We start from the raw sequence: 25,960 nt of genomic DNA, 5'->3' as shown, positions 1-25,960 counted from the left end.
GATCTACCGGTTCGGTCCCGTCTCCAACAGGACCGCATATGCCGATCACGGGACCGAATGCGTCGCGCACTTTATTTTTCGACCGCAGGGCAATTGCGTCAGTTCACTACCGACGGTGCTGGGGCCTGTGCTTGCCAGCGTCGGGTGGCACGGCGAAGGGCCCGAGTGTCGGAGTAGCCCAGGCGTCTGGCCAAGATGGAGCGGTTGTGATGGTCGTGGATCACACGTTCGGCTAGTGCCTGCCGGGCGCGGTCGATCTCGCCTCGCCATGTTGTGTCTGCCTCGGCGAGGCGGCGTTGCAGGGTGCGGGGGCTGACGGCCAGCCGGTGGGCCACCGCCGCTAATGTGATGTCATCGGCGCCCAGCGAATCGACGATAATTTCGTGCACCAGCTCCGGCCAGGCTGGTGAATCCAGTCGGATCCGGGGCAACGAGGCGGCGTGCTCTCGTAGGATGCGAGCGAGCGCCGGGTCGGCGGTGCGCAGGGGACGCGCCAGGTCCGCGCGGCGCAGCGTGATGCTGTCGATCGGGGCGCCGAATTCGAGCCGCTGAGTGCCGAAGGCCTCGACGAACCGGCCATGATGTCGAGGTTGCTTCTGTCGCAACGTGATTCGAGTCGGTGCGAGATCATGACCGGTGGCGTGCCTGATGCGACCGAGCATGCCGCCGACGGCCGCCTGTATCGCCAGTTCGGCGCCACGGCCTTCACCGTGTATCAATTCCAGTGCCATTGTCCGAGTTTCGTCGCAATCATCGTGCGGGTTGGGGCCGAGCCGCTGATTGGTGGTGGCCCCTCCGGCCTGCAGCGCCACGAACCCATCGGCCACAGTTTCGGCGGTGCTGAACAGATAATCAAAAATCCCGAGCATACCGAGCCGGTAGGCAGTGCTGCCTCGCAGGCCCACATCGGGGGCATCGAGCAGGAATTCGGCGTGTTCCCACAGCCGCAGATATCCGTGGGCGGAGACGGTGCCGTGGCAGCCGGTGGCAACGATGTCGGGAAGACCGCTGCTGCGTAACAGCTTTAGGCCATTCGCGCCATCGTCGGCGATCGTCAGCACGCCTTTGGCGAGTGCCACGCTGTAGCTGGGAACTGAATCGAACACTTGATCATGATAGGAACGGCGGCTCGAGGCGTTCGGTTCGCGTGCTCGCATGCTAGTCCATGTGTCATAAGCGGTGAGGGTGGGCAGTCGCCCGCCCTCACCCGTGTCGTAGCCATTGGTTGATGGCTGCGATGTGGATGGTGGCCTGGTAGCGGACGGCGAGTCGTATCGGGTTGCCACGGCCCGGTTTTCCTTCAACTGGCCGATACCGCATTCCACGGCGTGACGCAGCTTGTAATCGTCGGCGTCGAAGGCAGGTGGCCGTCCGCCGGCGGAGCCCTTCTTCTTACGATTGGCGGCTTGGTCGGCCTTGATCGGGGTGGTGGCCTTGATCCCGCGTTCACGCAGGTGCGCGCGGTTGGCGTGTGAGCTGTAGGCCTTGTCGGCACGCACCCTCTCCGGCCGGGTCCGCGCACGACCCTTCCCGGGCCGGGGCACTGCGATACCGTCGAGCACAGCCGTGAACTGCGGGCTGTCGCCACGCTGACCAGCGGTGATCACGATCGAAAGCACCTTGCGGCCCTGCTCGCACGCCAGATGCGTCTTGGTGGTCCAGCCACCGCGGGAACGTCCGAGTCCGTGATCGGCAGGTTCGGTATCGATCCCGCCGGGAGGTTCGGCCTGTGTGTGGCCGTCGTGGCGGGCACCGGCGGCATGGCGGTGCGCGCGGGCGATGGCGGCTCGCCGAACGGTTCGCCTGAAGGACCAGCGGCGGCCGATCGCCGTCATTCCGTGCTTGCGAGCCGCCGCACGAGCGGCCTTACCCGGTACTCCATGAGCTGGCGCATAACGAGCGCGGTGGTGGTCTGTTCGACGCCGTCGATGTCGAGAATGCGGCCCGCGATGCGATAGAGATCGTCGGCGTCGCGGGCCACCACATGCACCAGCAGGTCCGTCACGCCGCTGAGGCCCTGCACCTCGGTCACCTCAGGGATGTCCTCGAGCGCCACGGCGATCGCCGACAGCGCACGCTGGACGACCCGGGTCATGATCACCGCATCGAGCGGATAGCCCAGCGCCGCCGGATCGATGCGCCGTTCGAATGTGCGCAGCACACCCTGCTTGTCGAACTTGGCGAGGCGCGCCTGCACTGTATTGCGGGACAGACCCGTCGACTCGGCGAGCGCGAGCACCGTCGCACGGGGGTCCACGCTCAGCGCGTCGAGAATCCGGGCGTCGAGCGCGTCGACGGTGGATGTCGTGGGCATAATGCCAACCTTCCGAAGCGAGCAATCGCCGTGCGCGTGCATATTGCTGAAATTTCCATCAACAGATTGTCACTATTGTGCGTCTATGGTCAACTCGCTGATCGATATGCACAAATATCGCGGACGGCAAGGACAGAGACGATGAACGACACGGTGACCTTCGACCGCATTCCCGCCGCCACCGACGCGACCGGTGCACTCGTCGAGATCGAGCAACGGGTGCTGTGGCTGTCGACCGCGATGATCCACCACGCCAACAGGATTCGGCCGAACCCCTCGGGCCTCAAGGTCGGCGGCCATCAGGCATCGTGTGCGTCGATGGTGTCGATCATGACGTCGCTGTGGTTCGAGCAACTCCGGCCCGGCGACCGGGTCTCGGTCAAACCCCATGCGTCGCCGGTGCTGCACGCGATCAACTATCTGCTCGGCGAACTGGATCGCGAGTACCTGACGACGCTGCGCGAGTTCGGTGGGCTGCAGTCCTATCCCAGTCGCACCAAGGACCCCGACCCCGTGGACTATTCGACCGGATCGGTGGGTATCGGGGCGACCGCGCCGATCTGGGGCGCCATCGCGCGCCGCTATGTCAACACGCACGCCGGCGGCCGCGCGGGCACCGGCCGGCAGTACTCCCTGGTCGGTGATGCGGAACTCGACGAGGGCGCGGTGTGGGAGGCGGTGCTGGACCCGTCGGTCGGCGAGATCGGCGAGATCGTGTGGATCGTCGATCTCAATCGCCAATCCCTCGACCGCATCGTTCCCCATATCGCCGCGGCCCGGCTCGAATCGATGTTCACCGCGGCGGGTTGGCAGGTGATCACGGTACGGTTCGGCCACCAGCTCGAATCGCTGTTCCAGCTCGACCGCGGCCCCGCCCTGCGCAGCCGGATCCTGGGCATGTCCAATCCGGAATATCAACGCCTGCTGCGGTGCTCGGCCGCCGAGGTCCGCGACCGGCTGCCGGGGACCGGCACCGAAGCCGCGGCGATCACCGCGCTGATCCGCGAGCTCGACGATGCCACGCTACTGCGCGCGATCCGCAACCTGGGTGGACACGATCTCGACGCGCTGCGCGCCGCCTACGCCGAGATCGACGACAACCGGCCGACCGCGATCATCGCCTACACGATCAAGGGCTGGGGCCTGCCGACCCAGGGCCATCCACAGAACCATTCGTCCCTGCTGACCGCCGAGCAGTACCAGCAGCTCGCGACCGAACTCGGCGCCGACCCCGGCGATCCCTGGGCACCGTTCCCCGAGAACAGCACCGCGGCCACGCTCTGCCGCGCGGTGGCGGGGCGGCTCACCCGGCCTCGCACGGAATACGGTGCCCCACCGACGGTTCCGGACGATTTCGGCCGCACACCGTCGGGCCGGGCCACCACCCAGGCCGCCCTGGGCCGGGTGCTGCTCGACATCAGCCGGGCCGCGCCCGATGCCGCCGAGCGCATCGTCACCGTCAGTCCCGACGTGAGTTCCACGACGAATCTGGCGGGATGGCTGAACAAGGTCGGAGTGTGGTCACCACACGAACGCCACGATTGGTTCGCCGACGATGCCGAGACGATCATGCACTGGCGGGAGAAGCCCACCGGGCAGCATATGGAACTCGGGATCGCGGAGACCAATCTGGTCGGGCTGATCGGGGAGCTCGGCGCAACCTGGAGCCGCTGGGGCCACCCGTTGTTCCCCATCGGGGTGCTCTACGATCCGTTCGTCGAGCGTGCGCTGGAACCGTGGTCCTACGGTATCTACGCCGGTGGCCAGTCGATCCTGGTCGGCACTCCGTCCGGGGTCACGCTGGCCGCCGAAGGCGGTGCGCACCAGTCGATCACGACGCCCTCGGTGGGGCTCGAACAGCCGGGATGCGTGAGCTACGAACCGGCCTTCGCCATCGACGTGGAGTGGGCGTTGCTGGCCTGCATCGGACTGCTCGGACGCGAGGACGGCAAGTCCTCGTACCTGCGGCTGTCGACCCGCCCGGTCGACCAGGCGCTGGCCGCGATCCCCGCCGATGCCGCCGCCCGCGAGCGGCGCCGCCGCCAGGTCGTGGCGGGCGCCTATCCACTGCGGCACGCCGAGGCGCCCGAGGTCACCCTGGTCGGGATGGGCGCGATGATGACCGAAATCCTGTGCGCGGCAGATCGTCTCGCCGACCAGGGCATCGCGTCCGACGTCGTCTGTGTGACCTCGCCGGGACTGTTGTTCGAGGCGTTACAGGCGCGCCGTGGACTCGGCGCCGGGCCCTCCTGGATTCTCGACCAGGCGTTTCCGGCGCACCGCGCGGCGCCGATGATCACGGTCCTGGACGGCCATCCGCACACCCTGGCCTTCCTGGCCACCATCAACAGCGTCCGGGCATCCGCCCTGGGCGTCACGACATTCGGTCAGGTCGGCGCCCTCGAGGACGTCTACCGATATCACGGAATCGACGCCGACAGCATCGTGCGCGCCGCCCTCGATCTCGTCGACTGAGTCCGACCCGACACCACAGAAGCCGAATCCATGTGCCCTCAACAGAGCGCACGCGGCCCGCTACCTCACCGCGGTACGCGCCCGACTCGAAGCGGGATTCGAGCCGGCGCAGCTGCGGTGAAACTTTCCTCGTGCGGGACAACGGGTTCCGTGCGTCGCGCAGGTGGGGCCGAGGCGGTCATCGGACCGTGGCGATCGCCTCCAGGCGCGCCACCATGGTGGCCTCGTTGCAGCTTCTTCAGCCGCGGGCGGGCGATGTGCCTTTCCCTACTCGCCCCGGAGACCACGCCACGCCCGGGTCAGCAGGTGCCGCAGTTCTCGTGGCGTGACCGAGATGGGCGCCGAGTACGCGCCACCGCCCTCGTGGACCTGTCCGCGTACGAGCTCGGCGCGCAGCGGCCCGAGGCCCTATGACCGCGCGCTCCCATGGTCAAATATTCACCCTTCCCACCATTGGGCAGCAGCTACGCTAACTGTCGGCTACCGCCAACTCACCTGCGCCCCAGGTGAACACGACATGGTCACGCGGTCGCCGCATTCTTCCAGCCTGCTCAACAGCGGCACCGGTCGTGAAGTCCGGCTGGAGGACGAACCTGAGGAGAAAGAATGTTTCGCTCCAGGCTCGCCGCCATCGCGGCAGCTTCCCTCGCTTTCGTCAGCGTGGCTTTGTGTGGTGGGCCGGCATCGGCCGACGTTCCACCCAAGCTGGTCGATCCGTCAGTGATCAAGCTCGCCGGCAACCTTCCGCCGTTGGCCGCGGTTCCAGCCGTGCTGTCGGTCGCGGATCTGCGGCACATCGGTCGCTCCGATGTCATCGTCGCCGATTATGGTGCCACCGCGACGATCTCGGTGTTCCTGAACAACGCCGACGGCACCTTCGCCCCGGCCAAGCGGTACACCACCGGCATCCAGGCCGACTACGTCGGCGTGGGCGACTTCAACCACGACGGCATCCTCGACCTGGCCGTGACCAATATGACGTCGAGCACCGTGTCCGTCCTGATGGGCAAGGGGGACGGCACCTTCAAGCCGGCGGTCGACTACCCCACCGGCATCGGGCCCGGCGCTTTGGCACTCGGGGACTTCCGGCACACCGGCAACCTCGACATGGTCATTTCCAACCAGGAGCCGACCCTGTCCGTGCTTCGCGGCAACCCCGATGGCACCTTCCAGCCCGCCCAGTCGGTATCGGCCGAAGGAGGCCTGGGTTCCGGGTCGGCCGACGCGGCCGATGTGTACGGGGACGGCAACCTCAGCTTCCTGCGCGGCAACTATGTCAACGACACGGTCCAGGTGTACCGCGGCAACCGAGACGGCAGCTTCCGGCCTCCGGTGTACTACTCGACCGGCGCGCTCACCCCGTGGTACGGCCGGTTCCAGGACCTGCGGCACAACGGCAAGCAGGACATCATCTTCTCCAGCCTCGGTTCCAGCGCGATCTCCGTTCTGCTGAACAACGGCGACGGCACATACGGCCAGCCACGGACCTATCCAACCGGCCTGCTCCCGCAGTGCTTCGAGTTCGCCGATCTGCGGCACATCGGCCGGACCGACATCGTCCAGGCCAACCTCGGCTCGAACACCATCACCGTGTACCTCGGCAACGGGGACGGCACGTTCACCCGTGGTGTCGATGTTCCGGTGGGTGCGTTGCCGTTCTCGGTCGGACTGGCCGACTTCTTCCACGACGGCAAGATCAGCGCCGTGGTCGCGAACGGCGGTGACGGCACGATTTCGGTGCTGCACGGCAATGGCGACGGTACATTCACACCGGTGACCACCCATCCGGCCTGATATCGCCGTCCGCATCATCGGCGGCGCTTCACACCGGCTCGCCCTGAACGCCCTCTCCGGACACTGAACGACGAAAGCCATCGCATTGCGATGGCTTTCATCATTTCTGGCATCTCGTCGTCATCGCCCGCTTGTGCAGGTTCCGCTGCGGTGGGCGGGCGATGTGCCGTACTCGGTCTACTCGACTCGGAGACCGCGCCATGCCCGGGTCAGCAGGTCCCGTAGTTCTCGTGGCGTGGCCGGGATGGGCGCCGAGTACGCGTCGCCGATCGTCTGCTCGACGACGTCGTTCAGGTCGGACTCGCGCAGTCCCAGTGCGGCAAGGGATCCGGGTGCGCCGGACAGTTCGGCGAGGTGTGCGAACGCGCGGGCGGGCGAATCGGTGTTCAGGGCGCGGCGCAGGATCTCGCACGCCCGGGGTGCGCGCGGCAGGGTGAAGGCCGCAACGTACGGGAGCAGGACCGCGTGGGTCTGGGCGTGTGGGAGGTCGAACGTGCGGCGGCGAGGGCGCGCGCGCCCTGCTCGGCCATCACCGACGGTATCGGGGAGGCGTCCGGGGCGTACAGTGCCTCCATCGCGTGTGCCATGGCGTTGAGGGCGCTGGTGCCCGAAATCGCCAGGGGCAGACCGGCGGACAGTTCGGGATCGTAGATTACGCTGCGCGGCAACACGATCGGGTCGCGGCCGGTGCGCTTGCGGCCCGCTTCGGTGAGCCCCCAGATCGGTGTCATCTCCGAGCCGGAATAGGTGGGCCACGCAGCCATCGGCGCCAGCGGCCTGTGCGGCGGCCGCAGCAGCGCGAGCCGTCTCCACGGGAACGTGCATCCGGGCCTGCCCGAAGACGCCGGCCGCCAGATCGCCGAGTTGTTCGGCGGCCCGCTGGGCCAGGGCGTCCTGACTGGGCGTGGACAGCACCAGCGCCCGGCGTAACCGGAGCTGTTCGGCCTCGGCCCGGAGCCGGTCGATGCTGCCCGCGCCGAAGACGACTCGCATCGGAGCTGCCTGGTAGGTGAAGCCGTCCGTCATCGTGTGCCGTCGCTCTCGGCGAGCACGATATCGAACTCGACGTGCCGGAAAGGCGCTGTGGTCCCGAGACTTTCGGCCCGTACGGCGTCATCGGACTCGGCGAATACTCGAATCAGGCTGTCGCGTACCGCGAATACGGTGTCGCCGTCGATGTAGGGACTGTCCGCGACGAAGACGTGCGTGGTGACCGGCCGATGTCCGGGCGCCTCGGCGATGAAGTGAATGTGCGCCGGGCGGTACGGATGCCGGGCGGTGGCGTGCAGCAGCTGCCCGACCGGACCGTCATCGGGGACCGGGTAGTGACTGGGCACCACGGTCCGGAACCAGTAGCGGCCGTCGGCGGCGGTGTGGAAAAGGCCGCGGCCGTTACCCGCGGGCTGGCGATCCGGCTGTTGCACATCGTAGAAGCCGTTCTTGTCGCACTGCCACACGTCGATGACGGCGGCGCCCAGCGGGGTGCCGTCGACGCCGAGCACCCGGCCGGTCACCACGCACGGGGTGCCTTCGCCGAGCATGTCGATGGTGTCGCCCAGTGCCCGCGGCGGGGACACCGTCGCATGGAACGGCCCGAGCACGGTGTTCTCCGTCGCGCCGGCCTCGTCACCGTTGATCGTCTCCACCAGTGCCGATACGCCGAGCACATCCGACAGCAGCACGAACTCCTGCCGGGTGTCGGTGCAGGTGTGCCCGACCTCGGTGAGGAATTCGATCGCCTGTTCCCATTCCTCGTGGGTCGGGCGGACGTCGCGGACGAACGCGTGCAGATGCGCGGTCAGTGCGGTCATGACGGTGCGCAGCCGGTCGTCCGGCGTGGCGGCGAAGCTGGCCTGAACCGCGGCGGTGGTGGTGTGTTCGGTGAGTTCCATCGGGCGCCTCACTTTCTGACGGAGAACCGGGCGGCGAACCAGTCGGCGACGACGGCGGTGCGCTCGGCGGAATGGTTGTAGATAGTGTGCTCGCCGTCGTCCCACACCTGCAGCGTGGCATCGCCGGTGTCGGCGGCGTCGACGAACGGCCGCTGGTCGGCGAGCTCGACGATGGGATCGCGACCACCGTGCAGGACCAGCAGCGGGCAGCGCAGCCGTCCCGTAGGTGTCGAGCAGGCGGTCGTCGGCGAGCAGAATTCGGCTGCGCCGCCACAACTATCGGCTGCCTGATTCATACAAACGAAACCCACTCTTCCGGGGACGGCGATGAGCGGAGCCAGGCCGCCACGCCAGTTGCACAGCCCGCGGGTGGACGTAGGCGGAGTGCTCGACGCTGGCGATGCGCGGTATTGCCGAATGGCGCTTATTGGCTTCGGCCGGCTATCGACAACAACCGCGACGATGAGCCTCCGCAGCTCAGCTCAGCTCTCGGGTCGGCGCCGCCACCTTGTGCTGCTGCACGCCGGCGTCACCAACGAGACCGCACTCCGGGCCCCCGCCGACCGAGCCGAGAGCCTCCACCCGCGCTTGACGCAGCCTGTCCAGCCGACCGTCCAGATCAGCGAGAGAGCCCGCGGTCCCGAGATCTTCACGCAGCACCTCTCGCAACAACCAGATCGCCTCGGAACCGGGTCCGTCCAGCCATCGGTGCGACACCTCCATCCGTCGATCGGTGCCGGCGTCGACCACATTGGTCAATGTCCGGAAACAGTTCCCCAGGCCAAGATCTATTTCAGAAACAACGATCAGCACTCGTTCCGGCACGATCATCTGGGCCCGCGCATACATCTCGCGATAGCGCGCTCGCGCATCATCCACGCGTTTCAGCCGAACAGAATGTCCACGGCCGGGCTCCAATACGCAGTCGTGCAAGGCCATCCGGTAGTCCCGCACCGCCGCGTTGAGATCGGAATACACCGACCGCTTCTCGTCCAGCTCGTTCTTACGGGCAGACTCCGCTCGATCCTCTGCCTGCCGAATCCGCGTGTTCTCGGCATCGAACCGTCTACCCCGCAGCGCCGCAATCTGCGTAACGACCGTCGCACCGAGAGTGCCCGCGACCCCGACCGCTGCGACTGCGAAGGTGGCGAAATCCGAACCCACACAACACATTATCGACTAGAACCATTCCAGCTCGGTAACGATCACCCCCGAACTCGCCATCGCCACCATCGCCCTACGGCTCAGATGATTTACAAGACCGAACCTCGCCGATCCGACAGTCATCAGGCTGCGCGAAGCGGGCGATGGCACGGGCAAGTGCCTCGCCCATAGCGGGACTGCCGGTGTGGCCGGAGTCGTCGATGACGTGCAAGCGGGCGTCGGGCCAGACATTTGCGAGTTCCCAGGCGGTTTCGAGAGGTGCGCTGAGATCGAGGCGGCCGTGGATCAGTTCGCCGGGGATCCCGGCCAGCCGTCCAGCCTCGCGCAGCAGCACGCCTTCGTCGAGCCACGCCGCGTGCGCGAAGTAGTGCGTGCAGATTCGGACGAAGGCGAGCATGGCGGTGTCCGGCTTGGCGCTGTACTGCCCTGGGCTGCCCAGGGATTCGTGCGCGATCACCGCGTCCTCCCAGCGACACCACTCGATCGCGGCGCTGCGGCGCACCACCGCGTCTGGGTGTTCCAGCTGCTGCCGATAGCCCTCGACCAGGTCACCGCCGCTGGGAAGCGCGGCCCGGAACCGCTCCCACTCGGCGGGTAGCAGCCGTGCGACGCCCCGGTACAGCCAGTCGATCTCGCGCCGCCGGGTGGTGGTGACGCCGACCAGCACAATCCCGGTGACCCGCTCTGGGTACCGCTCGGCATAGGCGAGGACGAGCGTCGAACCCCAGGACCCGCCGTACAGCAGCCAGCGGTCGATGCCGAGGTGGGCACGCAGCCGCTCCATATCCGCGATCAGGTGCTCAGTGGTGTTCACCGCCATGTCGGTGCCCGGGTCGGCGGCGCTCGGAATGCTCCGCCCACAACCGCGCTGATCGAACTGCACGATCCGGAAGACATTCGGATCGAACAACTTCCGCGGCCCCGGACTGCTCCCGCTGCCAGGCCCCCCGTGCACCACCAGAGCCGGTCGGCCCGCAGGGTTGCCGCTGGTACACCAGTACACCTGGTTCTCCTCGCCGACATCGAGCAGACCGTCGGCGTACGGGTCTATCGGGGGAAGTGACGTCGGCACGGTTGCCGAGGTTAGCGGAGGAGGCACGCGGCGTCGACGACGGCGCGAGCGTGCCCCGGCCGCGCTGCACCACGACAACACCCTGTTACGCGAAGAACTGGACCACGCAGGGATCGTGGTCGCACTCGACTCTCGATGCACCGGGCCTTCGCGTGTGCACCTGTCAGAGTGAGGGTGGGCCGGCGCGGAGTGAAGCGCTGCCTGATGGCGCCCGCCGGGGACACTGTGAACACGGGAACGGATTCCCCCGGAAGATCAATGGGTGGAACGACTCACGGCTGCCGGGCAACGCTCGCTGATCGCGATCGGACGCTCGGCGTTGGCCGCTTTGGGCACAGCTCACCGATCGACGTCTGGTCTCGACGTCCGCCGAAGCAGCTCGAGCAGTGCCTACTCACGACACCGCCGAACCCTCGTTGCGCCGCGCTGAGTAGCCCATCCGCGCTGAGTAGCCCATCTCGGAAGCATGGTGCAGCGCAGGATGTTCGAGTCGCCAGACTCGGGAATCACAGTGCTGCGGCTCGCCGTCTCGATTGCGGTCGCGTAATCGGCTGGGCGCGGGCAATGTTGCGGCGCATGCTATCTCGGTTACGGGCGCGTCCAACCGGCCGGGCTGGTGACGGGGCGGTCGGCGGCCGTCTGGACGATCGAGCGGGCCTCGTACTGCGTGGACAGGACGATGTGGGTCTCGATCGGGCCATGTTCGCCGATGCGTTCGCATAGGCCCTCGAAATGGTGCAGGGATGCCGCGCGGACCTTGAGCAGGGTGCAGTGGCTGCCGCTGAGTTTGTGTACCTCGACGACTTCCGGATAGTTCTCGGCCGCACTGGTTTTCAGCAGGCAGCGGCCCATCGCGCACTGCAGCTGGATGAACGCCAGGATCGGTAGGCCGGTGCGGGCCGGGTCGACGCGGGCCTGGTAGCCGGTGATCACGCCTGCACCCTCGAGTCGCCGCACCCGTTCGGCGACGGCGGGCGAGGACAGGTGGACCCGCCGGGCGAGCTCGTTGTAGGACAGGCGCCCGTCCGCCTGGAGCTCGGCGAGGATCTGCCAATCGGTGTCATCGAGGGGTTTGTTCGACTGCAAAGCGATACCTCCCGAATGCGTTTCGATCGGCAGCCGTTGCGACCGAATCTCCATGCATAGCTTATTCTTTGCAGCTCAGCAGGTAAATAGCGTTGTCGCATGACCGTAATCGAGACCGCACCGATGCTGCGGAACCGCCGATGGCTGGCCGCGCTGTTCACCGGCGCGGCGGCGATGAGCCTGGCGATGGTGAGCGCCAGCACGATGGGCACGCTGACCGCCGCCGACGAGCTCGGTCCGAGCTGGGCCGGGTTGCCGAGTGCCGCCGGTGTGGTGGGCACGGCGGCCGGTGCCGCGGCGCTGACCGCCCTCATGGCACGGCGGGGACGGCGCACGGGACTGGTAGCCGGGTACACCGTCGGCATGGCCGGGGGCGTCCTGGCGGTCGCGTCGGCCACGTCGGTGTGGCTGCTGATCGCGGGCATGGTGCTACTCGGCGTGGGCAATTCGGCCGCACAGCTGTCCCGCTACGTCGCCACCGACCTGCGCCCGGAGCGGCCCGGCGGCGCCCTGGCGATCGTGGTGTGGGCGGGAACCCTTGGGGCCGTGGGCGGTCCGCTGCTGCTGGCGCCGGTATCGACGGCCCTGCGGATCGGCCACTCGGGGGCCACGGGTGTGTTCCTGCTCAGCGCGATCGCGGTGACGACCGCCGCGCTCGCCGCGACCACACTGCCGCGCGGCCTACGCGTCGTCGAGGGACCGCGGACCTCGCCGCGCCTACCACCGATGCGGCTGTCGCTGACCACGATGCTGGCCGCGCAGATCGTGATGACGACGATCATGACCGCGGCCCCGGTCGCCATCCATCAGCACAGCCACAGCGTATCGATGGTCGGTGCAATGATTTCCGCGCACACCTTCGGGATGTTCGCCCTGGCGCCGCTGTCGGGCCTGCTGTGTGACCGCTTCGGCGGACGCGCCCTGATCGCCATCGGCCTTGCGCTGCTGGCGATCTCGTCGGTCTCGGCCGTAACCTCTTCCGGTGGCATGACCTTCGCGATCGTGCTGTTCCTGCTCGGCTACGGCTGGAATCTCGCCTACATCGGCGCGAGCAGTCTGATCGCGGGCAACCTGCCCGCGGTGGATCGAATGCGGTTGCAGGGCGCGGTGGAATCGCGGGTGTGGGGCGGATCGGCCGTGGCCACAGCGGCTTCCACCGCGGGCTTTGCGGCTGGTGGTTACGGTCTGCTCGCCGTGCTGTCGCTGGCCTTACTGGCCGTACCCGCCATGCTCCTGCTCCGCACGTCGGGTAGCCGAGGCGACCCCCAGTCTGGGCTGCGACCTGCCGGTGATTTGGACCGAACCCCGCCGTCATCACCGCCGCCGCCGAAACCAACACGACGGCAAAGTGATTGATTCGCACGGCGGCCCCGATGGCCGATTCGTACAGGCGAAACCCATTCCGCTATAGGTCACTGTATTGGATTCGGCTACTCGAGCTCGACGGCCTGAGTGTCAGCATCCCCCGAGGAGCCATGGCGTGGTAATGCCGATTCCAGGGCGCGAAATGGATCGAGTCGTTGATGGCGAGTGCCCGTCGAGGGCGTCATGGATTCGTCACTTCCAAACCCGACATCATCGCGCAGCGGTGAGGAAGATGGGGAGCTGTGCCCGATATTGTTGCATCGACCGATGAGGTCAATCCTCCTGAGCGGGAGGACTATTGGCATCATGTGTTAGGCGACACCTTCGCACCGGTGAATCTGGAGGGCTGGGATCGTTCCCCCGATCCGGTGGCGCGGCTGGAAGGAACGGTCCGCGGGCGATTGCTGTTCGCCGAGCTGACCGCGAGCTCGCACATACATCGGCGGACTCCGCGCTGCATCCAGCAGTCGGATGCGGCGTTCTTCCAGATCGCGGTCCTCACCGACGGTTCGGCGTCACTGGAGCAGGACAGTCGGATCGCCGAGCTCACGCCGGGCGACTTCGTCGTCTACGAGAACTCACGGCCGTTCACCTGGACGTTCACCCGCCCGTGGTCGGTATCGGTGCTCTCGGTGCCCTCGGATGCGGTGCCGCTCAGCGATAGAGAGCGCCGCACCGTCAGCGGGCGCGTGTTGTCGGGACAGCACGGACTATCCGGAGTCGTCGGCAGATTCGTACTCGACCTGATTCGTCATGGTGCCGATGTGGCGGAGTCCCAGTCCGAGGAGATACTGGCTCGCACCACCGATCTGGCAGTGTGCTTGCTCGCCGAACCCGACGAGGTCAGGCATGCCGATGCCGCGCAGCGGAGCCTGATGACGCGCATCAAAGCCTACATCGAGCAGCACCTTCAGGATTCGGCGTTGACTCCGACCGAAATCGCTGCGGCAGCCAACATTTCGACCCGCTATCTGCACAAGCTGTTCCAGGCGGAGAACGAGTCGGTCGCGCTCTATATCCGCCGTCGTCGTTTGGCGCGTGTCCGCGAGGAACTACTCGATCGCCGACTTGCCCATCTGAACATCACAACGCTGGCGCACCGCAGCGGATTCGGCGACATCAGCGGTTTCAACCGGGCCTTCCGCGCTACCTACGGAATCAGCCCCGGCGAGATGCGGCGAGGCCACTCCGAGCCCGGCTCAACCCCGGGCGTACCCACGCCGCCGACGAGACAGTGATGCGCTCTCGTCCGCATCAAGTGCACGGTCGTCCGCGTCAGAACGATCCTCGGTCACCGACGATGTGACCGGCAGTTCCGGGGTGTGCGATCGCGCCACCCCGCCAATGAGGGAGGTTGCCATGAGCAAACCGACAATCGTGCTGGTCCACGGCGGATTCGTCGACGGAGCCGGATGGCGCAACGTCTATAACGAACTCACCCGCGACGGCTTCATCGTGCGCGTGGTCCAGAACGCGACCAAATCCCTGGCCGATGACGCTGCGGCGACCCGCCAGATCCTCGACGGCGTCGACGGCGACGCGGTCCTGGTCGGACATTCCTACGGCGGCGCGGTCATCACCGAGGCCGGCACCCACGACAAGGTGACCGGCTTGGTCTACATCACCGCATTCGCCCCCGACAAGGACGAATCGGTGAACAGCCTCATCACCAGCTTCCCGCAGGACGGCCCGCAGCCACCGATCCTGCCGCCGGTCGACAACTACCTGTTCCTGGACCGGGCCAAGTTCCATGACTCCTTCGCCGGAGATCTCCCCGCGCAGGATGCCGCGTTCCTGGCCGACTCCCAGGTCCCCTGGGGGCTGGACGCTCTCGGCGGAGCGATCAGCGAACCCGCCTGGCGCAGCAAGCCCAGCTGGTACCTGCACGTCACCGAAGACAAGATGATCCCGCCCGCCGCACAGCTGTCGATGGCGGAACGGATCGGCGCCACCGTCGCCGACACTCCCGGCAGCCATGCCATCTACGTCTCCCGACCGGAAGTCGTCGCAAACCTCATCCGCACCGCCGCCGACGCGGTCTAGCCGCACACCGCACAGGTGGCCTGCCCGTCGGCAGGCCACCTGCCGATTCGACAGGCAAGTCACCGGTTCGCGATACCCCGAATGCAACGCACGGTATTGCCGCTTGTCAAGCGGTTTTCCGCCGTTCACAGCCTGCGCGAGAATTCGGCCGGACGGTTGACCACCTCGCCACAGGCGACCGGGTCGACGACCCCGGTGTCGCTTGTCCCGATCGGATCGGAGGCCGATTTCGCGAGGATCTCGGCGGGGGCCAGCCCACAGACATCGCAGTACTGATCCCCGAATGACGCCGGGGCAATCCGGCTGTACACAGCGTGTCCTAGCCGCCCATCGAAACCCGTTCCACTTTATGGAGCCAGTGTGGAACTCACCCCCACCCGGTTACGCACGTCTGCCAGCACAAGCCGTAACAAGCTGCAGGGATTTGCCCGCCGTTCGACGCGCAGGGAAGGCGTCGGATCGGGCGTGTCTGTCCGCGCAGTGGGCGGCAAATGCGGTTCAATAGCAGCGATCGACGAGTTCTACCTGCATGTTCCCGCCGGTTCTGAGTGTCATTCGGGCCGGTGATCGCGCCGACATCACCTCAGCATCCCGAGAGGACAACGAACGTGAGCATGGTTCTCGCCGCACACGAGATGTACACGACTGTGCTTGCCCAGATCGGCAACCCTACCCCGGAGACCCCGCCGGTGGCGGACAAGCTGCTCAAGATGGTCCATTACTTCACCTGGTTCACTCTGCTGTCCGGGGTCAGCGCCGTCACCTACGGCGGCGGCCGGTTCGCCTGGGAGAAGTGGAACGGCGGCAGCCTCGAGTCGCCGAAGATGGTGGCGGGCGCGATGATCGGCGGCGCCACCGTCACCAGCGCCGGAACCATCATGAACTCCGTCATCGGCAGCTGAGCCGATCCGCTCGTGCTCGGTTGATCGAGCACGAGCGGGGACGAGGCCGCGGAGCTTCCCGGTGGTTCGTTGTGGACCGGTGCCGGTCTGTGGCCAGGCATCTGCCGTGCTGCTGGTGGCCAGGGTGGGTCAGGGGATGGAGACGGTGATCGCGCTGTGGATGACGGTGACGATGAGATCCGGCATATGCCGAGCGATCATCGCGGCGATCGGCTGAATATGGCGGTCACGGCTGGCCACGACCGCGACCGTGCGCACATCGATGACGTGGATGGAAGCCATGTCGCCCACGGTGGCGGCGCGGACGGTGTCCCCCGGGGGGAGCGGGGCAGGCAGTGCGCGCACCGCATCCTGCACCCGAGCGATCACACCGACCTCGCGCGGTTGGGTCCCGGCGGACCGATGGATGGCGGGCGGGCGGAGAGTAGCTGTGGTCATCGCATTCCTAGCAATCACTGAAGAGAACTTCGAAAATCGCCCTGAAGGCGACTTCGAAACCTGGCAGATGTCTCAACTGACACCCAAAATGCGGAGCCTCACCGGGACACCGATTCAGCTACCACACATAGCGTGTCCGGCGGCATACGCGCAGGCCAGGGCAATCCGGCCCACATCGCAGGGGACCTATGTCAGCCCAAATCCAAGCCCCGCATAGATCCGATCCAGGGAGGAACCGCCCACCGGGTCGACTACCTTGGGATGTGAGGAGGGGGTGCGACCTGCCGGGCTGAATCCCGGTGCGCGCTTTTCCGCGGTTCATTCCTGAAGGAGCGGGGCCGGTCAACTGCCTAAGACCGTGTCTCGCATGAATGTAATTCGTGCAGTATGCGCTGAATGTGGTTGTGTTGCATGACGTTCGGTCGTGGTGGATGCGTTGTCGCAGCGGGCCAATTCGATCCGCAGGACATGATCGACAAGATGATCGAGGTCATCGGCGCGGACAAGGGCAACTATCGCAACGTGTGGCCCCCGGCGACCGAGGAGCTCATCAAGCAGGTCCAGCAGGACGCGTGGACTCGCCAGGTCATCTCGGAGTAACGAGAACGGACAGATTGCCCAGGGCCGCAACGCATGTCATCGCTTTCCCGGGGGGCTGGCTCGCCGAGTCCAGGTAGGTTCCGCGGTGATCGGGGGTTCCGGTGCTGACGTCGGAGCGGGCGGATGCGCGGCCCGAAAACTTGCTCGATAGCTCAGCGGTGGCACGCCGGTCTGGCGTACGAAATGGGGGCGCATGGCGGTGGCATTGGCGAATCCCGCATGGCGAGCGACGATTTCGACGGTCGTATCCGTGGTTTCCAGCAGCTCGCGGGCATAGCGCACGCGCGCGTTGAGCAGCCACTGCAGTGGGGTGGTCCCGCAGTGGGATCGAAAGTGCCGGTTGAGGCTTCGCACGCTGAGTGACGCGTGGTCGGCGATGTCGGCGAGGGTCAGGGGACGGTGCAGGTTGGCGTTCATCCATTGCAGCGTGTCGCCGAGCAGAATGTCGGTGTCGGCCGGGGCGGGGTGGGCGATGAACTGCGCCTGCCCGCCTTGGCGCTGCGGTGGCATCACGGTGTGGCGTGCGGTATCGGTGGCGGCCGCGGCACCGAGATCGCGGCGTACCAGCTGCAGGCACAGGTCGAGTCCGGCGGCCACGCCCGCGGATGTACACACCGTGCCGTCTTCGACATAGAGCACCGCGGGATCGACATCGACCTGGGGATATCGCTGCGCCAAGGTGTCGGCGTGTTCCCAATGTGTGGTTGCACGGCGGCCGTCGAGCAAACCGGCGGCGGCCAAGATGAATGCGCCGGTACACACCGACGCGATGCGTGCGCCGCGCGCGTGCGCAGCGCGCAGCGCGTCGAGCACCCTCAGCGGCGGATCGGCGTGTGTGGGCGCGCGGCCGGGAACGACGATGGTGTGTGCCTCGGTGAGCGCGTCCAAGTCCCAGTCCGTGCGCAAATCGACTGCGCCGAAAAGGGAATCGGTGCGTGCCCGGCGTCCGGGAGCGACGATGCGGACTTCGTAGGTGGGTACTGCGGCGAGGAGATTGGCGGCGCCGAACACCTGGCCGGGGACAGCGAGCTCGAAGCCGACCACCTCGTCGAGCGCGAGAACCGCCACGATCTTCATGGCCAGATTATAGCGATATCCGTCTTTCTGGCCACTGTCGAGACACGGTCGATCCCACCAGAATCGAGGGTGCCGAACAGAAAAGGAGTCTTCACGTGACAGGTCAACACACCGCGAACAGTGCACCGACCGCGAAGTTCGCCGAAACGCCGCAACAGCTCGCGGAACTTTTCGTCGAACGTCTGGCCGCCGGTGACCTCGACGGATTGATCGAGCTCTACGAAGCGGGGGCACTGTTCGCGCCGAACCCGGCGACCGAGGTCAGCGGCAGCGCCGCGATCCGTGAGCAGCTGGCCGGCTACGTCGGTGCCGGTGCTCGGATCACCCTCGACCTGCGCAGGATCGCGGTGATCGAGGACATCGCGCTGATGTCGAGCAATGCCACGGTGGTCGGTTTCGGTGACCAGCCGCTGGTCACGACGACCACGGAGGTCGCACGCCGCCAGCCCGACGGTCGATGGCTCTACGCGGTCGACCACCCGTTCTTCAACCACTGACATCGGAGGAAAAATCATGACCATCGACGCTGACGCGCGATCGGAATTCAGCGTGCCGACAACGGAATTGGCAGTCGCCGCCGACGAACTGGCCCGATCGGTGTCACCGGAGTTCATCTACAACCACGCGATGCGCGGCTACTTGTTCGGGCGCGAGATCGCGGCCGCGCTGGGAATGCGGGCCGGTACCGACTACGACGACGAACTCGTCTTCCTCGCCTCCATCCTGCACGACCTGGGCGCGACCGAGCATGCCAACGGCGACCAGCGCTTCGAAGTGGACGGCGCCGACGCCGCCGCGGAGTTCCTCACCAGCCGAGGACTGGACCCAAACCGTGTGAAGCCCGTGTGGAATGCCATCGCGCTGCACACCAGCGACGGTCTATGCCACCGCTTCGGGCCCACCGAAGCAGTGACCCAGATTGGTATCGGAGCCGACATCATCGGCCGCTTCCGCGACAAGCTCTCACCGGAATACGCCGATCGTGTGCACGCGGCATATCCCCGCTACAACCTGGGATACGCCCTCTCCGAGACGATCGCCGACCAGATCCACGCGAACCCCGCGAAGATGGCCTCCCCGATGAGCTTCCCCGCGCACGTGTACCAGCTGCAATACCCCGACCACTCCCCCAAGCTCACCTGGCACGACATACTGGACGCCTCAGGGTGGGCCGACAAACCGAGGACATGAACGAAGAAAGACTTCGAGGTTCGGGTCGCGCGTACAGCGCCTTCGGGCAACTACTCGAGCTCACTCTTGTTGAAAGCTGTTCGGCACCAACCTGTTCGGTCCCGCACCTAGCGGGTGCGCACCCTGCTCGATGACGCCGGGGACGGGGCGTCGGATGGCCAGGCGTTGCGGAGGTCGTCGATGAGAGGATTGGCATCGGTCGCGCGAGTTGCCAGGACGACGCGGACCGAGTCGATGCCCTCGATGGGCACGGTGGTCAAGCCGGGGCGCAGTTGGGGGCGCCGGTCGCCTGCGGCCAGAATCAATACCATCCGTTCCTCGGCGACGAGGTCGAGCTTGTCCTCGAACGATTCGTAGTCGATCGGTGCGCTGCGAGCCGGAACGCCATCCGGGCGCGGCTCCAGGCGGGCGAACTCGCTCCACTGCGGGACCGCGCTCGGGCATTGCGGGAGAACTTCGTCGCCGAGGTCGTCGACGGTCACCGACTCCTTCCCTGCCAGGCGGTGAGTCGTCGGGACGACAAGGACCCGTGGCTCGGCCCACAGCTCGGTGAGGTGCAAGCGATCGACGGGGAAAGGCAGTGGCGCGCGGGCAACCAGGGCGTCCACGCGGCGATCGGGGAGCGCGTGGGCGTCGTTCCAGGCCAGATGGCGGGTGCGAATGCGGGCCGTGGGGTGCCGGTGGCGCAGTTGGCGTACGGCATGAGTGATCACCAAGTCCTCGACGTACCCGATGGTGAACTCGCGTGGGGTTGCGGCGTCGCGGGCGGTGAGCTCGGCCTGATGGGCGGCGTCGAGCAGCGCCTGAGCCTGCGGCAGAAAGGCGTGACCGGCTTGCGTAAGCCTGCTGCCCTGTGGTGTGCGGTCGAACAGGCGCACGCCCAGATGCTGCTCGAGGCGCTGGATCTGCCGGCTCAGGGATGGCTGCGCGACATGCAGTACCGCGGCGGCGCGGCCGAAATTGGCGTGCTGCGCAACGACCGTGAAATAGCCGACAAGCCGGAGATCGAGGTTCGAGCCGGGAACGCGCACGTTTCGAGCGTACCGGCATGCAGTGCGTGCATGACGGGTTGCCGATCAGGTCTTGGACGCCGTCCACTGTCCGGGATTTGAATCGAGACATGGGAAAATACGACGGAAAGCGCGCCCTGGTCACCGGCGGCAGCAATGGAATCGGCCTGGCGATCGCACGCCTGCTGGCCGCGCAGGGCACTCAGGTGATGGTCACCGGGCGCACGGAAGCCGCGCTCGAATCGGCGAGCAAGCAGGGACTGATCGCAGTTCGCAGCGACGCCACCGCACAAGCAGACATCGACGCCCTGGCGGACAAGGTCGAGCAGACGTTCGGTCACCTGGACGCGGTATTCCTGAATGCGGGCATCACCGAAATGGAGCCGTTCGCGGCGATGACCGAGCAGCTGTACGACGCCATTTTCGCGGCCAACACTAAAGGGCCCTACTTCACCATGCAGCGGCTGCTTCCGCTGCTTGCCGAGGGTAGCGGCGTGGTGCTGACCACCTCGGTCTCGAACGTGCTGGGGCAGCTGAACCACAGCGTCTACCCGGCGAGCAAAGCGGCCCTGCGGTCGATGACACGAACCTGGGCCCGCGAACTACTGCCGCGCGGCGTCCGGGTCAATGCGGTCAGCCCGGGGCCGATAGACACGGGCATTCTCCACAAGAAACTTCCCGCCGAGGTGGCTGACGACATGGTAGCGGGTTTCGCCGCCCGGATTCCGATGCAGCGCATAGGAACCCCGGAGGAGGTCGCGCGCGCCGCCGTTTTCCTCGCCTTCGAGGCGACCTACACCACCGGCGCCGAGCTCGCGGTGGACGGCGGCGGCACCCAGTTGTGACGCCGAAACCTACAGGCGAACCCATTCCGCTGTAGGTCGTTGTACATCACCCCGCCACTTTCAGCAGGATCTTGCCGCCGCGGAGGAGATGTTGCACCGCGTCCTGGATATGCTCGAGGGGGTACACGCCCGCCACGGGGACAACAAGGGAGCCGTCGGCCACCAGCGGTGCCGCCTCACGAATGACAGGCACCACCTTGTCGCGGTAGTCGAAGTCGCCGACAAAGAATCCGCGGACGGTGAGGTGCTTGCCGACCAGTGTCGAGGTGTCGACCCACATGGGCTCGTCCCTGGCCCAGGAATAGCTGACCAACCATCCACCGTCGGACAGCAATTCGAGCAGCCGCGCCACCACCGGACCACCCACGGAGTCCACTGCCAGCGCCACTCGCGCGTCACCGATCACTGCTCGAACATCGCCGACCGCATCGGGGTCATCGCCGTGGACCACGTCGGCCCCGACCTCTGTGAGCTCGGCGAACGTTGCGTCGTCACGGGCCAGGTTGATCGTCTTCAGTCCACGAAGTTTGGCTAGTGCGATCAATGACCGCCCCACACCGGAGTTCGCGGCGTTCTGAACCACCCAGTCACCGGGCTGCAGGGGGGTGCATTCACTGAGCATCAACCCTGCCGTCGGGGGGTTGCTGCCCAGCATCGAGTACTGCTCGATGTCGCCGGCGGGGAGTGCGAACAGGCCCTCGGCGGCCACGACGAGCCGCTCACGCCACGCACCGGCATACAGGGGTAGCACGACCAGATCGCCGACCTGAAGTCCATCAACCTCGGGGCCAGTGGCAAGCACGCGGGCGACCCCCTCTGCGCCTGGTATGTGGGGCAGGGATGGTTGCGTCAGCACACCCCTGACAACCAGCAGGTCGTGTTTGTTCAACGGCGAGACCTCAACGCTCACCAAAACCTCATGCGGACCCGGTGGCGGCGGCTCCTCGATGTCGACGACGCGGAGCACCTGTGCGGGGTCGCCGAACTGTTCAATCTGGATGGCGCGCATATCAGTACCTCTCCCTCGAAGGTGAGGCCGTTGTGAGAGCGGCTGCCTACCGAGCCTAATGATCAGCGGCTCCTACCTCTAGTTGCATGGCTGCCCACGCAACGAACCGTCGAAACCGCGTTCCCGAGGCCACGATGGGCGCTGGCCGGTTGGCCGAGCTGGCCGCGTCAGCGATATCGACCACGCATCCCACTCGAGCCCCGATCGCCTTGTCCCCGTTGGCGGATTCAGCGTCGCGGCAGACCGGCGACGAAACACGGTAAGCTTCGCGCACCTATCAATAACGCTGGAGTTATCAGTGGAGCTGCGGGACATCGAGATCTTTCTGACCCTGGCCGAGGAGCTGCATTTCGGCCGCACGGCCGAGCGGCTGCATGTGTCCCAGGCTCGGGTCAGCCAGGCCATCAGCAAGCAGGAACGGCGAATCGGCACGGCCTTGTTCGAGCGCACCAGTCGCCGTGTGCGCCTGACCCCGGTGGGTCGCCGGCTCTGCGAGGACCTGAAGCAGGTTCGCGACCTGCTCGAGCAGTCCCTCGCCCGGGCCGAGGGAGCCGGGCTCGGGTCGGGAAGAACGTTGAAGGTGGGCGTTTTCGGTCATGCGGGACACGAACTACGGTCCTTGGTCGAGGCTTTCCGCACACGCTATCCGGGTAATGACGTCCAGTTCGGCGAGATCACGAGCGATGCCTTCACATCGCTGCGCTCGGGCGACTTCGACGTCAACGTGCTCTGGTTGCCGGTCAACGAACCCGATTTCATCGTCGGTCCCACCGTGCTCACCGGGCGTCGCGTGCTGGCCGTGTCCGCGGAGCATCCCCTGGTCGAGCAAGGCTTCGCCGGCCTGGAGGATCTTGCCGACAATCAGGTGGTCGATCCCGGCCTGGACGCGCCCGAATACTGGTTCTCCGCCATGATCCCGACCCGGACGCCGACTGGGCGCCGAGTCCCCCGCGGACCGGCCGCGCGTACCTTCCACGAGCTGTTGGCTCTGGTGGCCTCCGGACAGTGCGTCCATCCGCTCGGTGAGATCGCCGCCCGCTATCACAATCCGCCCGGCATCGTCTTTCTTCCCATGCCCGACGCGCCAGTGCTGCACTGGGCCTTGACCTGGCGCAGCACTGCGGACAGTCCGGCCATCCGGGCGCTGGCCCGCACGGCCGCCGACCTCGGCGCCATCCAGCTGTAGCGGCGGCCGGCGCGCACGGCGCGCTAGGTTCTCGCGGCCGGTGCGAGGTCGACCACTCCTGTGCCGCTGTGGACGTCCAGCGGCACCGACACCTGGTCATGCGTGATCAGCCAGACGCCGTCGATCTTTCGCAGGCCGTATGTGACCCGCACCCACATGCCGCCGATCTCCGCTCCGGTCTCTTGTGTGCCGCTCAGCCGACCGAAGGCATGCCCGAACGCTACGTCGTCACCGATGGTGAGCGTCAGGTCGCGAACCTCGTAGGTCACTGTCTGGAAGAACTGGAATACGGCGGCCCAGTTCTGGATTTTCGCCGCTATCCCGACGTGCTGGAGCGGCGGATCGATATCGAACGACACGACATCGGTCGCATACACCTGCCGCAGGGCATCGAGGTCCTTGGCACGCAGTCCTTCGATGATCTTGTCGATCTGGCGGCGAATCTCGGCATCGTCCGCCTCGAGGCGGACGGTGGGTGAGCGGAAATCGTTGGGTGTGAACATGATCGGCTCCTCAAGAATTGACGGGGATGGTCCGCAACGGCGCAAGCGCAGTGCTCCAGGCGGTGACCTGATCCAGGGTCTTGTTCAGGGCGGCAACATGGCTCTCGCGGGGGGTGAAGATGGTGTGGTTCTCGAAATCGGAAAGGAGTGAGATCGCAACCGAATAGCTCACGTCGGCCATGCCCAACGTGCCGCAGACCGTGCGCAGCTGCACGACTGCTCGCGTGCCTCCGCCCGCGCCGTACGAGACGAATCCGACTGCCTTGTCGACCCATTGTGCGAACAGGTGGTCGATGGCGTTCTTCAACACTCCGGGAACGCCGCCGTTGTATTCCGGGGTCACGATGATGAAGCCGTCGAACGCGGCGATCCGTTCCGCCCAGGCCCGTGTGTGTGGATGCGCCGACGGGCCGAACATCGGCGGTACGGGCTCGTCCAGATGCGGGAGCGGGTGATCGCAGAGGTCGATGAGTTCGTACTCGGCATCGCCACGCTGCGATGCCGTGTCCACCACCCATCGCGCGACCTGCGGGCCCTTACGATTGGGGCGAGTACTGCCGAGGATGACGCCGATTCTGTTCATTTCCGAAACTCCTGATTTGCTGTAGTTCTCACGCGGGCGGTGCCGTTACCGGGATTCGATGAGGGTCAGAGCTGGATCGGGTGCCTGCCCGCGCTTCCAGCTGAACGATCCGGGTTTGGCTGCCTCGCTTGCGAGTTGGCTGACGGTGTGCGAGCAGACGAATTCCTTGACCTTCGCGCCGATTCCGCCGCGCAGGTGCAGTCGCTTGGCGCTGTCGTCGGGGTTCGCGAACTGGAACACTCCCGCGTGTCGTCCCAGGCTCAGGCACAATCCGTTGAAGCCCAGGCTCATCGGCTCGGCCGGGGTACCTGCGATCCGGTGCAGGACGGTGTCGGCGGCGTGCGCGCCGAGCGGACCCGCGGCCTGGCAACTCATGCGCAGGTTCAGGCCGATCGGCGCCGCCGCGTCGCCGGCGGCGAGGATGCGGTCGTCGTCGAGGCTGGTCAATGTGGCGTCGGTGATCAACCGGCCCGCGGTGTCGGTGCGCAGGCCGCTGCGTGCGGCCAGGCCCGCCGCATCGAAGCCCGCCGTCCAGACGGTGACTGTGGTGGGCAGGACACGATCGTCGCGCAGCCGCACGGTGTCTCGGGTCACCTCGGTCACGGCGGCGTCCGGGCCGATGAGCATCGTGACACCCAAGCGGGCGAGTCGGCGCGTCACCGTGCGGCGGCCGCTCGGGTGCAGGTACGGGCCGAGGGTTCGCCCACAGACCAGGGTCACGGTGTGGCCGGCCTCTGCCAGTTCGGCAGCGGTCTCGATTCCGGTCGCGCCTCCGCCAACCACGGTGACTGTGGTTGCGGGTGTTTCGGTCAGGGCGGCGCGCAGTCGTTGCGCGTCGGCCAAACTGGCGAGGGGATAAGCGAATTCATTCGCACCTGGTACATCCGGGGTACCGCTGACGCTGCCGGCCGCGTAGATCAGGTAGTCGTAGTCGAGTTCGCCGCCGCGGGCGGTCAGCACGGTGCGGCCACTCGCGTCGATTCGGGTGGCGTCATCAGTCACCAACCGGACACGCTCGTTGAGGACTTCGCGGTAGTCGCGGACCGCGTCGTGGGTGCCTGCGGCCAGTTGGTGCAGCCGGATACGCTCCACGAATTCGGGCTGGGAGTTGACGAGGGTGACCGACACGCCGGGGTGTTGGGTGAGGCGGTTGGCCGCCATGACTCCCGCGTAGCCCCCGCCGATGACGACAACCTGAGTGTGCTTGTTCATGCTGGTACTGCTTTCGTCATTGCTTGTGGATCTTGGTGATGGATTCAGCATCGCTGCAGGTCGGCGCCGAAACAACGCGAAGTTTGCACAGTAATTGATAACCCTGGGGTTATCTCTGGAGCTACGCGCCGCCCGCGCGGATCGACTCGATGAAACTGGCTGTCGACGACAGTCGACTTCATCCACACTGCGGCAATAT

The 25,960-nt window shown here is 66.5% G+C and carries 27 protein-coding genes; 11 read left to right on the top strand and 16 right to left on the bottom strand.

What is annotated here, in order from left to right:
- Window positions 1-98: 98 nt before the first annotated feature.
- Window positions 99-1,835, bottom strand: a complete 1,737-nt coding sequence (locus KO481_RS44715) for an AraC family transcriptional regulator ligand-binding domain-containing protein (RefSeq protein ID WP_372452003.1) — start codon at window positions 1,833-1,835, stop codon at window positions 99-101.
- On the bottom strand, window positions 1,832-2,314 hold the full coding sequence (locus KO481_RS12595) for an Lrp/AsnC family transcriptional regulator (RefSeq protein WP_215917382.1): 483 nt from the start codon (window positions 2,312-2,314) through the stop codon (window positions 1,832-1,834). Before KO481_RS12595 ends, KO481_RS44715 begins: the two co-directional genes overlap by 4 nt.
- A 141-nt stretch (window positions 2,315-2,455) precedes the next feature.
- Between KO481_RS12595 and KO481_RS12590 the strand changes: the two genes are divergently transcribed.
- Window positions 2,456-4,789: a thiamine pyrophosphate-binding protein gene (locus tag KO481_RS12590; RefSeq protein WP_215917218.1), complete on the top strand. Its 2,334-nt coding sequence runs from the start codon at window positions 2,456-2,458 to the stop codon at window positions 4,787-4,789.
- Window positions 4,790-5,395: 606 nt separating this feature from the next.
- A complete protein-coding gene (locus tag KO481_RS12585; RefSeq protein WP_215917217.1) occupies window positions 5,396-6,583 on the top strand; it encodes an FG-GAP repeat domain-containing protein in 1,188 nt (395 codons plus the stop codon).
- 177 nt (window positions 6,584-6,760) lie between these two features.
- On the opposite strand, the gene KO481_RS12580 is transcribed toward KO481_RS12585, so the two are convergent.
- The 6 genes from KO481_RS12580 to KO481_RS12555 form a co-directional block, all read right to left on the bottom strand.
- On the bottom strand, window positions 6,761-7,609 hold the full coding sequence (locus KO481_RS12580) for an iron-containing alcohol dehydrogenase (protein ID WP_245400758.1): 849 nt from the start codon (window positions 7,607-7,609) through the stop codon (window positions 6,761-6,763).
- Window positions 7,606-8,475, bottom strand: coding sequence for a dioxygenase family protein (locus KO481_RS12575; RefSeq protein WP_215917216.1), 870 nt, complete (start codon window positions 8,473-8,475; stop codon window positions 7,606-7,608). Before KO481_RS12575 ends, KO481_RS12580 begins: the two co-directional genes overlap by 4 nt.
- Window positions 8,476-8,483: 8 nt before the next feature.
- Complete coding sequence (locus tag KO481_RS12570; RefSeq protein WP_215917215.1) at window positions 8,484-8,771, bottom strand: serine aminopeptidase domain-containing protein; 288 nt, start codon at window positions 8,769-8,771, stop codon at window positions 8,484-8,486.
- Window positions 8,772-8,952: 181 nt separating this feature from the next.
- Window positions 8,953-9,639 carry a hypothetical protein gene (locus tag KO481_RS12565; RefSeq protein WP_215917214.1) on the bottom strand — a complete coding sequence of 229 codons (687 nt, stop codon included), beginning with the start codon at window positions 9,637-9,639 and terminating at the stop codon, window positions 8,953-8,955.
- Window positions 9,640-9,712: 73 nt separating this feature from the next.
- The gene (pip, locus tag KO481_RS12560; protein WP_215917213.1) at window positions 9,713-10,711 is read right to left on the bottom strand and encodes a prolyl aminopeptidase; all 999 of its coding nucleotides are present in this window, start codon (window positions 10,709-10,711) and stop codon (window positions 9,713-9,715) included.
- A gap of 588 nt (window positions 10,712-11,299) precedes the next feature.
- Complete coding sequence (locus tag KO481_RS12555; RefSeq protein ID WP_215917212.1) at window positions 11,300-11,797, bottom strand: Lrp/AsnC family transcriptional regulator; 498 nt, start codon at window positions 11,795-11,797, stop codon at window positions 11,300-11,302.
- Between the two features lie 99 nt (window positions 11,798-11,896).
- On the opposite strand from KO481_RS12555, the gene KO481_RS12550 reads away from it, so the two are divergent.
- From KO481_RS12550 to KO481_RS12540, 3 genes are all read left to right on the top strand, one after another.
- Window positions 11,897-13,153, top strand: coding sequence for an MFS transporter (locus KO481_RS12550; RefSeq protein ID WP_215917211.1), 1,257 nt, complete (start codon window positions 11,897-11,899; stop codon window positions 13,151-13,153).
- Between the two features lie 251 nt (window positions 13,154-13,404).
- A complete protein-coding gene (locus tag KO481_RS44305; protein ID WP_215917210.1) occupies window positions 13,405-14,400 on the top strand; it encodes a helix-turn-helix domain-containing protein in 996 nt (331 codons plus the stop codon).
- A 121-nt stretch (window positions 14,401-14,521) separates the two neighbouring features.
- Entirely contained in the window at window positions 14,522-15,205 is a 684-nt protein-coding gene (locus KO481_RS12540; RefSeq protein ID WP_245400757.1) for an alpha/beta fold hydrolase, read from the top strand.
- 125 nt (window positions 15,206-15,330) lie between these two features.
- Here KO481_RS12540 and KO481_RS12535 read toward each other — a convergent pair whose 3' ends face one another.
- Window positions 15,331-15,516 carry a hypothetical protein gene (locus KO481_RS12535; protein WP_215917208.1) on the bottom strand — a complete coding sequence of 62 codons (186 nt, stop codon included), beginning with the start codon at window positions 15,514-15,516 and terminating at the stop codon, window positions 15,331-15,333.
- Window positions 15,517-15,819: 303 nt separating this feature from the next.
- On the opposite strand from KO481_RS12535, the gene KO481_RS12530 reads away from it, so the two are divergent.
- Window positions 15,820-16,107, top strand: a complete 288-nt coding sequence (locus KO481_RS12530) for a hypothetical protein (RefSeq protein ID WP_040825353.1) — start codon at window positions 15,820-15,822, stop codon at window positions 16,105-16,107.
- A gap of 129 nt (window positions 16,108-16,236) precedes the next feature.
- On the opposite strand, the gene KO481_RS12525 is transcribed toward KO481_RS12530, so the two are convergent.
- On the bottom strand, window positions 16,237-16,545 hold the full coding sequence (locus KO481_RS12525; RefSeq protein ID WP_215917207.1) for a hypothetical protein: 309 nt from the start codon (window positions 16,543-16,545) through the stop codon (window positions 16,237-16,239).
- Window positions 16,546-16,956: 411 nt separating this feature from the next.
- Here KO481_RS12525 and KO481_RS12520 point away from each other — a divergent pair, with 411 nt between their 5' ends.
- Entirely contained in the window at window positions 16,957-17,145 is a 189-nt protein-coding gene (locus KO481_RS12520; protein WP_215917206.1) for a hypothetical protein, read from the top strand.
- Between the two features lie 36 nt (window positions 17,146-17,181).
- Here KO481_RS12520 and KO481_RS12515 read toward each other — a convergent pair whose 3' ends face one another.
- Window positions 17,182-18,222, bottom strand: coding sequence for a GlxA family transcriptional regulator (locus KO481_RS12515; protein ID WP_215917205.1), 1,041 nt, complete (start codon window positions 18,220-18,222; stop codon window positions 17,182-17,184).
- Between the two features lie 95 nt (window positions 18,223-18,317).
- On the opposite strand from KO481_RS12515, the gene KO481_RS43890 reads away from it, so the two are divergent.
- Both KO481_RS43890 and KO481_RS12505 read left to right on the top strand, forming a co-directional pair.
- Window positions 18,318-18,719 (top strand): YybH family protein, encoded by a 402-nt coding sequence (locus KO481_RS43890; RefSeq protein WP_215917204.1) that lies wholly within the window; start codon window positions 18,318-18,320, stop codon window positions 18,717-18,719.
- A gap of 16 nt (window positions 18,720-18,735) precedes the next feature.
- Window positions 18,736-19,413, top strand: coding sequence for an HD domain-containing protein (locus KO481_RS12505; protein WP_215917203.1), 678 nt, complete (start codon window positions 18,736-18,738; stop codon window positions 19,411-19,413).
- A gap of 107 nt (window positions 19,414-19,520) precedes the next feature.
- Here KO481_RS12505 and KO481_RS12500 read toward each other — a convergent pair whose 3' ends face one another.
- Complete coding sequence (locus KO481_RS12500) at window positions 19,521-20,444, bottom strand: LysR family transcriptional regulator (protein WP_215917202.1); 924 nt, start codon at window positions 20,442-20,444, stop codon at window positions 19,521-19,523.
- Between the two features lie 89 nt (window positions 20,445-20,533).
- Here KO481_RS12500 and KO481_RS12495 point away from each other — a divergent pair, with 89 nt between their 5' ends.
- Window positions 20,534-21,268 (top strand): SDR family oxidoreductase, encoded by a 735-nt coding sequence (locus KO481_RS12495; RefSeq protein ID WP_215917201.1) that lies wholly within the window; start codon window positions 20,534-20,536, stop codon window positions 21,266-21,268.
- A 46-nt stretch (window positions 21,269-21,314) separates the two neighbouring features.
- Here the strand turns inward: KO481_RS12495 and KO481_RS12490 are convergent, their stop codons facing one another.
- Window positions 21,315-22,277, bottom strand: coding sequence for a zinc-dependent alcohol dehydrogenase family protein (locus KO481_RS12490; RefSeq protein ID WP_215917200.1), 963 nt, complete (start codon window positions 22,275-22,277; stop codon window positions 21,315-21,317).
- Window positions 22,278-22,575: 298 nt separating this feature from the next.
- Between KO481_RS12490 and KO481_RS12485 the strand changes: the two genes are divergently transcribed.
- Complete coding sequence (locus KO481_RS12485; protein ID WP_215917199.1) at window positions 22,576-23,463, top strand: LysR family transcriptional regulator; 888 nt, start codon at window positions 22,576-22,578, stop codon at window positions 23,461-23,463.
- A gap of 23 nt (window positions 23,464-23,486) precedes the next feature.
- Here the strand turns inward: KO481_RS12485 and KO481_RS12480 are convergent, their stop codons facing one another.
- Genes KO481_RS12480 through KO481_RS12470 form a run of 3 tightly spaced genes read right to left on the bottom strand, consistent with a single transcriptional unit; the run spans window position 23,487 to window position 25,761 of the window.
- Window positions 23,487-23,966: a YybH family protein gene (locus tag KO481_RS12480; RefSeq protein ID WP_215917198.1), complete on the bottom strand. Its 480-nt coding sequence runs from the start codon at window positions 23,964-23,966 to the stop codon at window positions 23,487-23,489.
- Window positions 23,967-23,976: 10 nt separating this feature from the next.
- Window positions 23,977-24,549, bottom strand: a complete 573-nt coding sequence (locus KO481_RS12475) for an NADPH-dependent FMN reductase (protein ID WP_215917197.1) — start codon at window positions 24,547-24,549, stop codon at window positions 23,977-23,979.
- Between the two features lie 45 nt (window positions 24,550-24,594).
- Window positions 24,595-25,761 carry an NAD(P)/FAD-dependent oxidoreductase gene (locus KO481_RS12470; RefSeq protein WP_215917196.1) on the bottom strand — a complete coding sequence of 389 codons (1,167 nt, stop codon included), beginning with the start codon at window positions 25,759-25,761 and terminating at the stop codon, window positions 24,595-24,597.
- Window positions 25,762-25,960: the final 199 nt, after the last annotated feature.

Source organism: Nocardia albiluteola (assembly GCF_018860155.1).
Taxonomy (GTDB): Bacteria; Actinomycetota; Actinomycetes; order Mycobacteriales; family Mycobacteriaceae; genus Nocardia; species Nocardia albiluteola.
The sequence above is the reverse complement of the archived record's forward strand: the minus strand, read 5'-3'. Positions and strand labels throughout refer to the sequence as shown.

What these genes read in the sequence shown, in the direction of transcription:
- KO481_RS44715 (WP_372452003.1), bottom strand. Translation starts at nt 1,835, where the DNA reads ATGACGGCGATCGGCCGCCGCTGGTCCTTCAGGCGAACCGTTCGGCGA.
- KO481_RS12595 (WP_215917382.1), bottom strand. Translation starts at nt 2,314, where the DNA reads ATGCCCACGACATCCACCGTCGACGCGCTCGACGCCCGGATTCTCGAC.
- KO481_RS12590 (WP_215917218.1), top strand. Translation starts at nt 2,456, where the DNA reads ATGAACGACACGGTGACCTTCGACCGCATTCCCGCCGCCACCGACGCG.
- KO481_RS12585 (WP_215917217.1), top strand. Translation starts at nt 5,396, where the DNA reads ATGTTTCGCTCCAGGCTCGCCGCCATCGCGGCAGCTTCCCTCGCTTTC.
- KO481_RS12580 (WP_245400758.1), bottom strand. Translation starts at nt 7,609, where the DNA reads ATGACGGACGGCTTCACCTACCAGGCAGCTCCGATGCGAGTCGTCTTC.
- KO481_RS12575 (WP_215917216.1), bottom strand. Translation starts at nt 8,475, where the DNA reads ATGGAACTCACCGAACACACCACCACCGCCGCGGTTCAGGCCAGCTTC.
- KO481_RS12570 (WP_215917215.1), bottom strand. Translation starts at nt 8,771, where the DNA reads ATGAATCAGGCAGCCGATAGTTGTGGCGGCGCAGCCGAATTCTGCTCG.
- KO481_RS12550 (WP_215917211.1), top strand. Translation starts at nt 11,897, where the DNA reads ATGACCGTAATCGAGACCGCACCGATGCTGCGGAACCGCCGATGGCTG.
- KO481_RS12540 (WP_245400757.1), top strand. Translation starts at nt 14,522, where the DNA reads ATGAGCAAACCGACAATCGTGCTGGTCCACGGCGGATTCGTCGACGGA.
- KO481_RS12530 (WP_040825353.1), top strand. Translation starts at nt 15,820, where the DNA reads ATGGTTCTCGCCGCACACGAGATGTACACGACTGTGCTTGCCCAGATC.
- KO481_RS12525 (WP_215917207.1), bottom strand. Translation starts at nt 16,545, where the DNA reads ATGACCACAGCTACTCTCCGCCCGCCCGCCATCCATCGGTCCGCCGGG.
- KO481_RS12520 (WP_215917206.1), top strand. Translation starts at nt 16,957, where the DNA reads ATGACGTTCGGTCGTGGTGGATGCGTTGTCGCAGCGGGCCAATTCGAT.
- KO481_RS12515 (WP_215917205.1), bottom strand. Translation starts at nt 18,222, where the DNA reads ATGAAGATCGTGGCGGTTCTCGCGCTCGACGAGGTGGTCGGCTTCGAG.
- KO481_RS12505 (WP_215917203.1), top strand. Translation starts at nt 18,736, where the DNA reads ATGACCATCGACGCTGACGCGCGATCGGAATTCAGCGTGCCGACAACG.
- KO481_RS12495 (WP_215917201.1), top strand. Translation starts at nt 20,534, where the DNA reads ATGGGAAAATACGACGGAAAGCGCGCCCTGGTCACCGGCGGCAGCAAT.
- KO481_RS12490 (WP_215917200.1), bottom strand. Translation starts at nt 22,277, where the DNA reads ATGCGCGCCATCCAGATTGAACAGTTCGGCGACCCCGCACAGGTGCTC.
- KO481_RS12480 (WP_215917198.1), bottom strand. Translation starts at nt 23,966, where the DNA reads ATGTTCACACCCAACGATTTCCGCTCACCCACCGTCCGCCTCGAGGCG.
- KO481_RS12475 (WP_215917197.1), bottom strand. Translation starts at nt 24,549, where the DNA reads ATGAACAGAATCGGCGTCATCCTCGGCAGTACTCGCCCCAATCGTAAG.
- KO481_RS12470 (WP_215917196.1), bottom strand. Translation starts at nt 25,761, where the DNA reads ATGAACAAGCACACTCAGGTTGTCGTCATCGGCGGGGGCTACGCGGGA.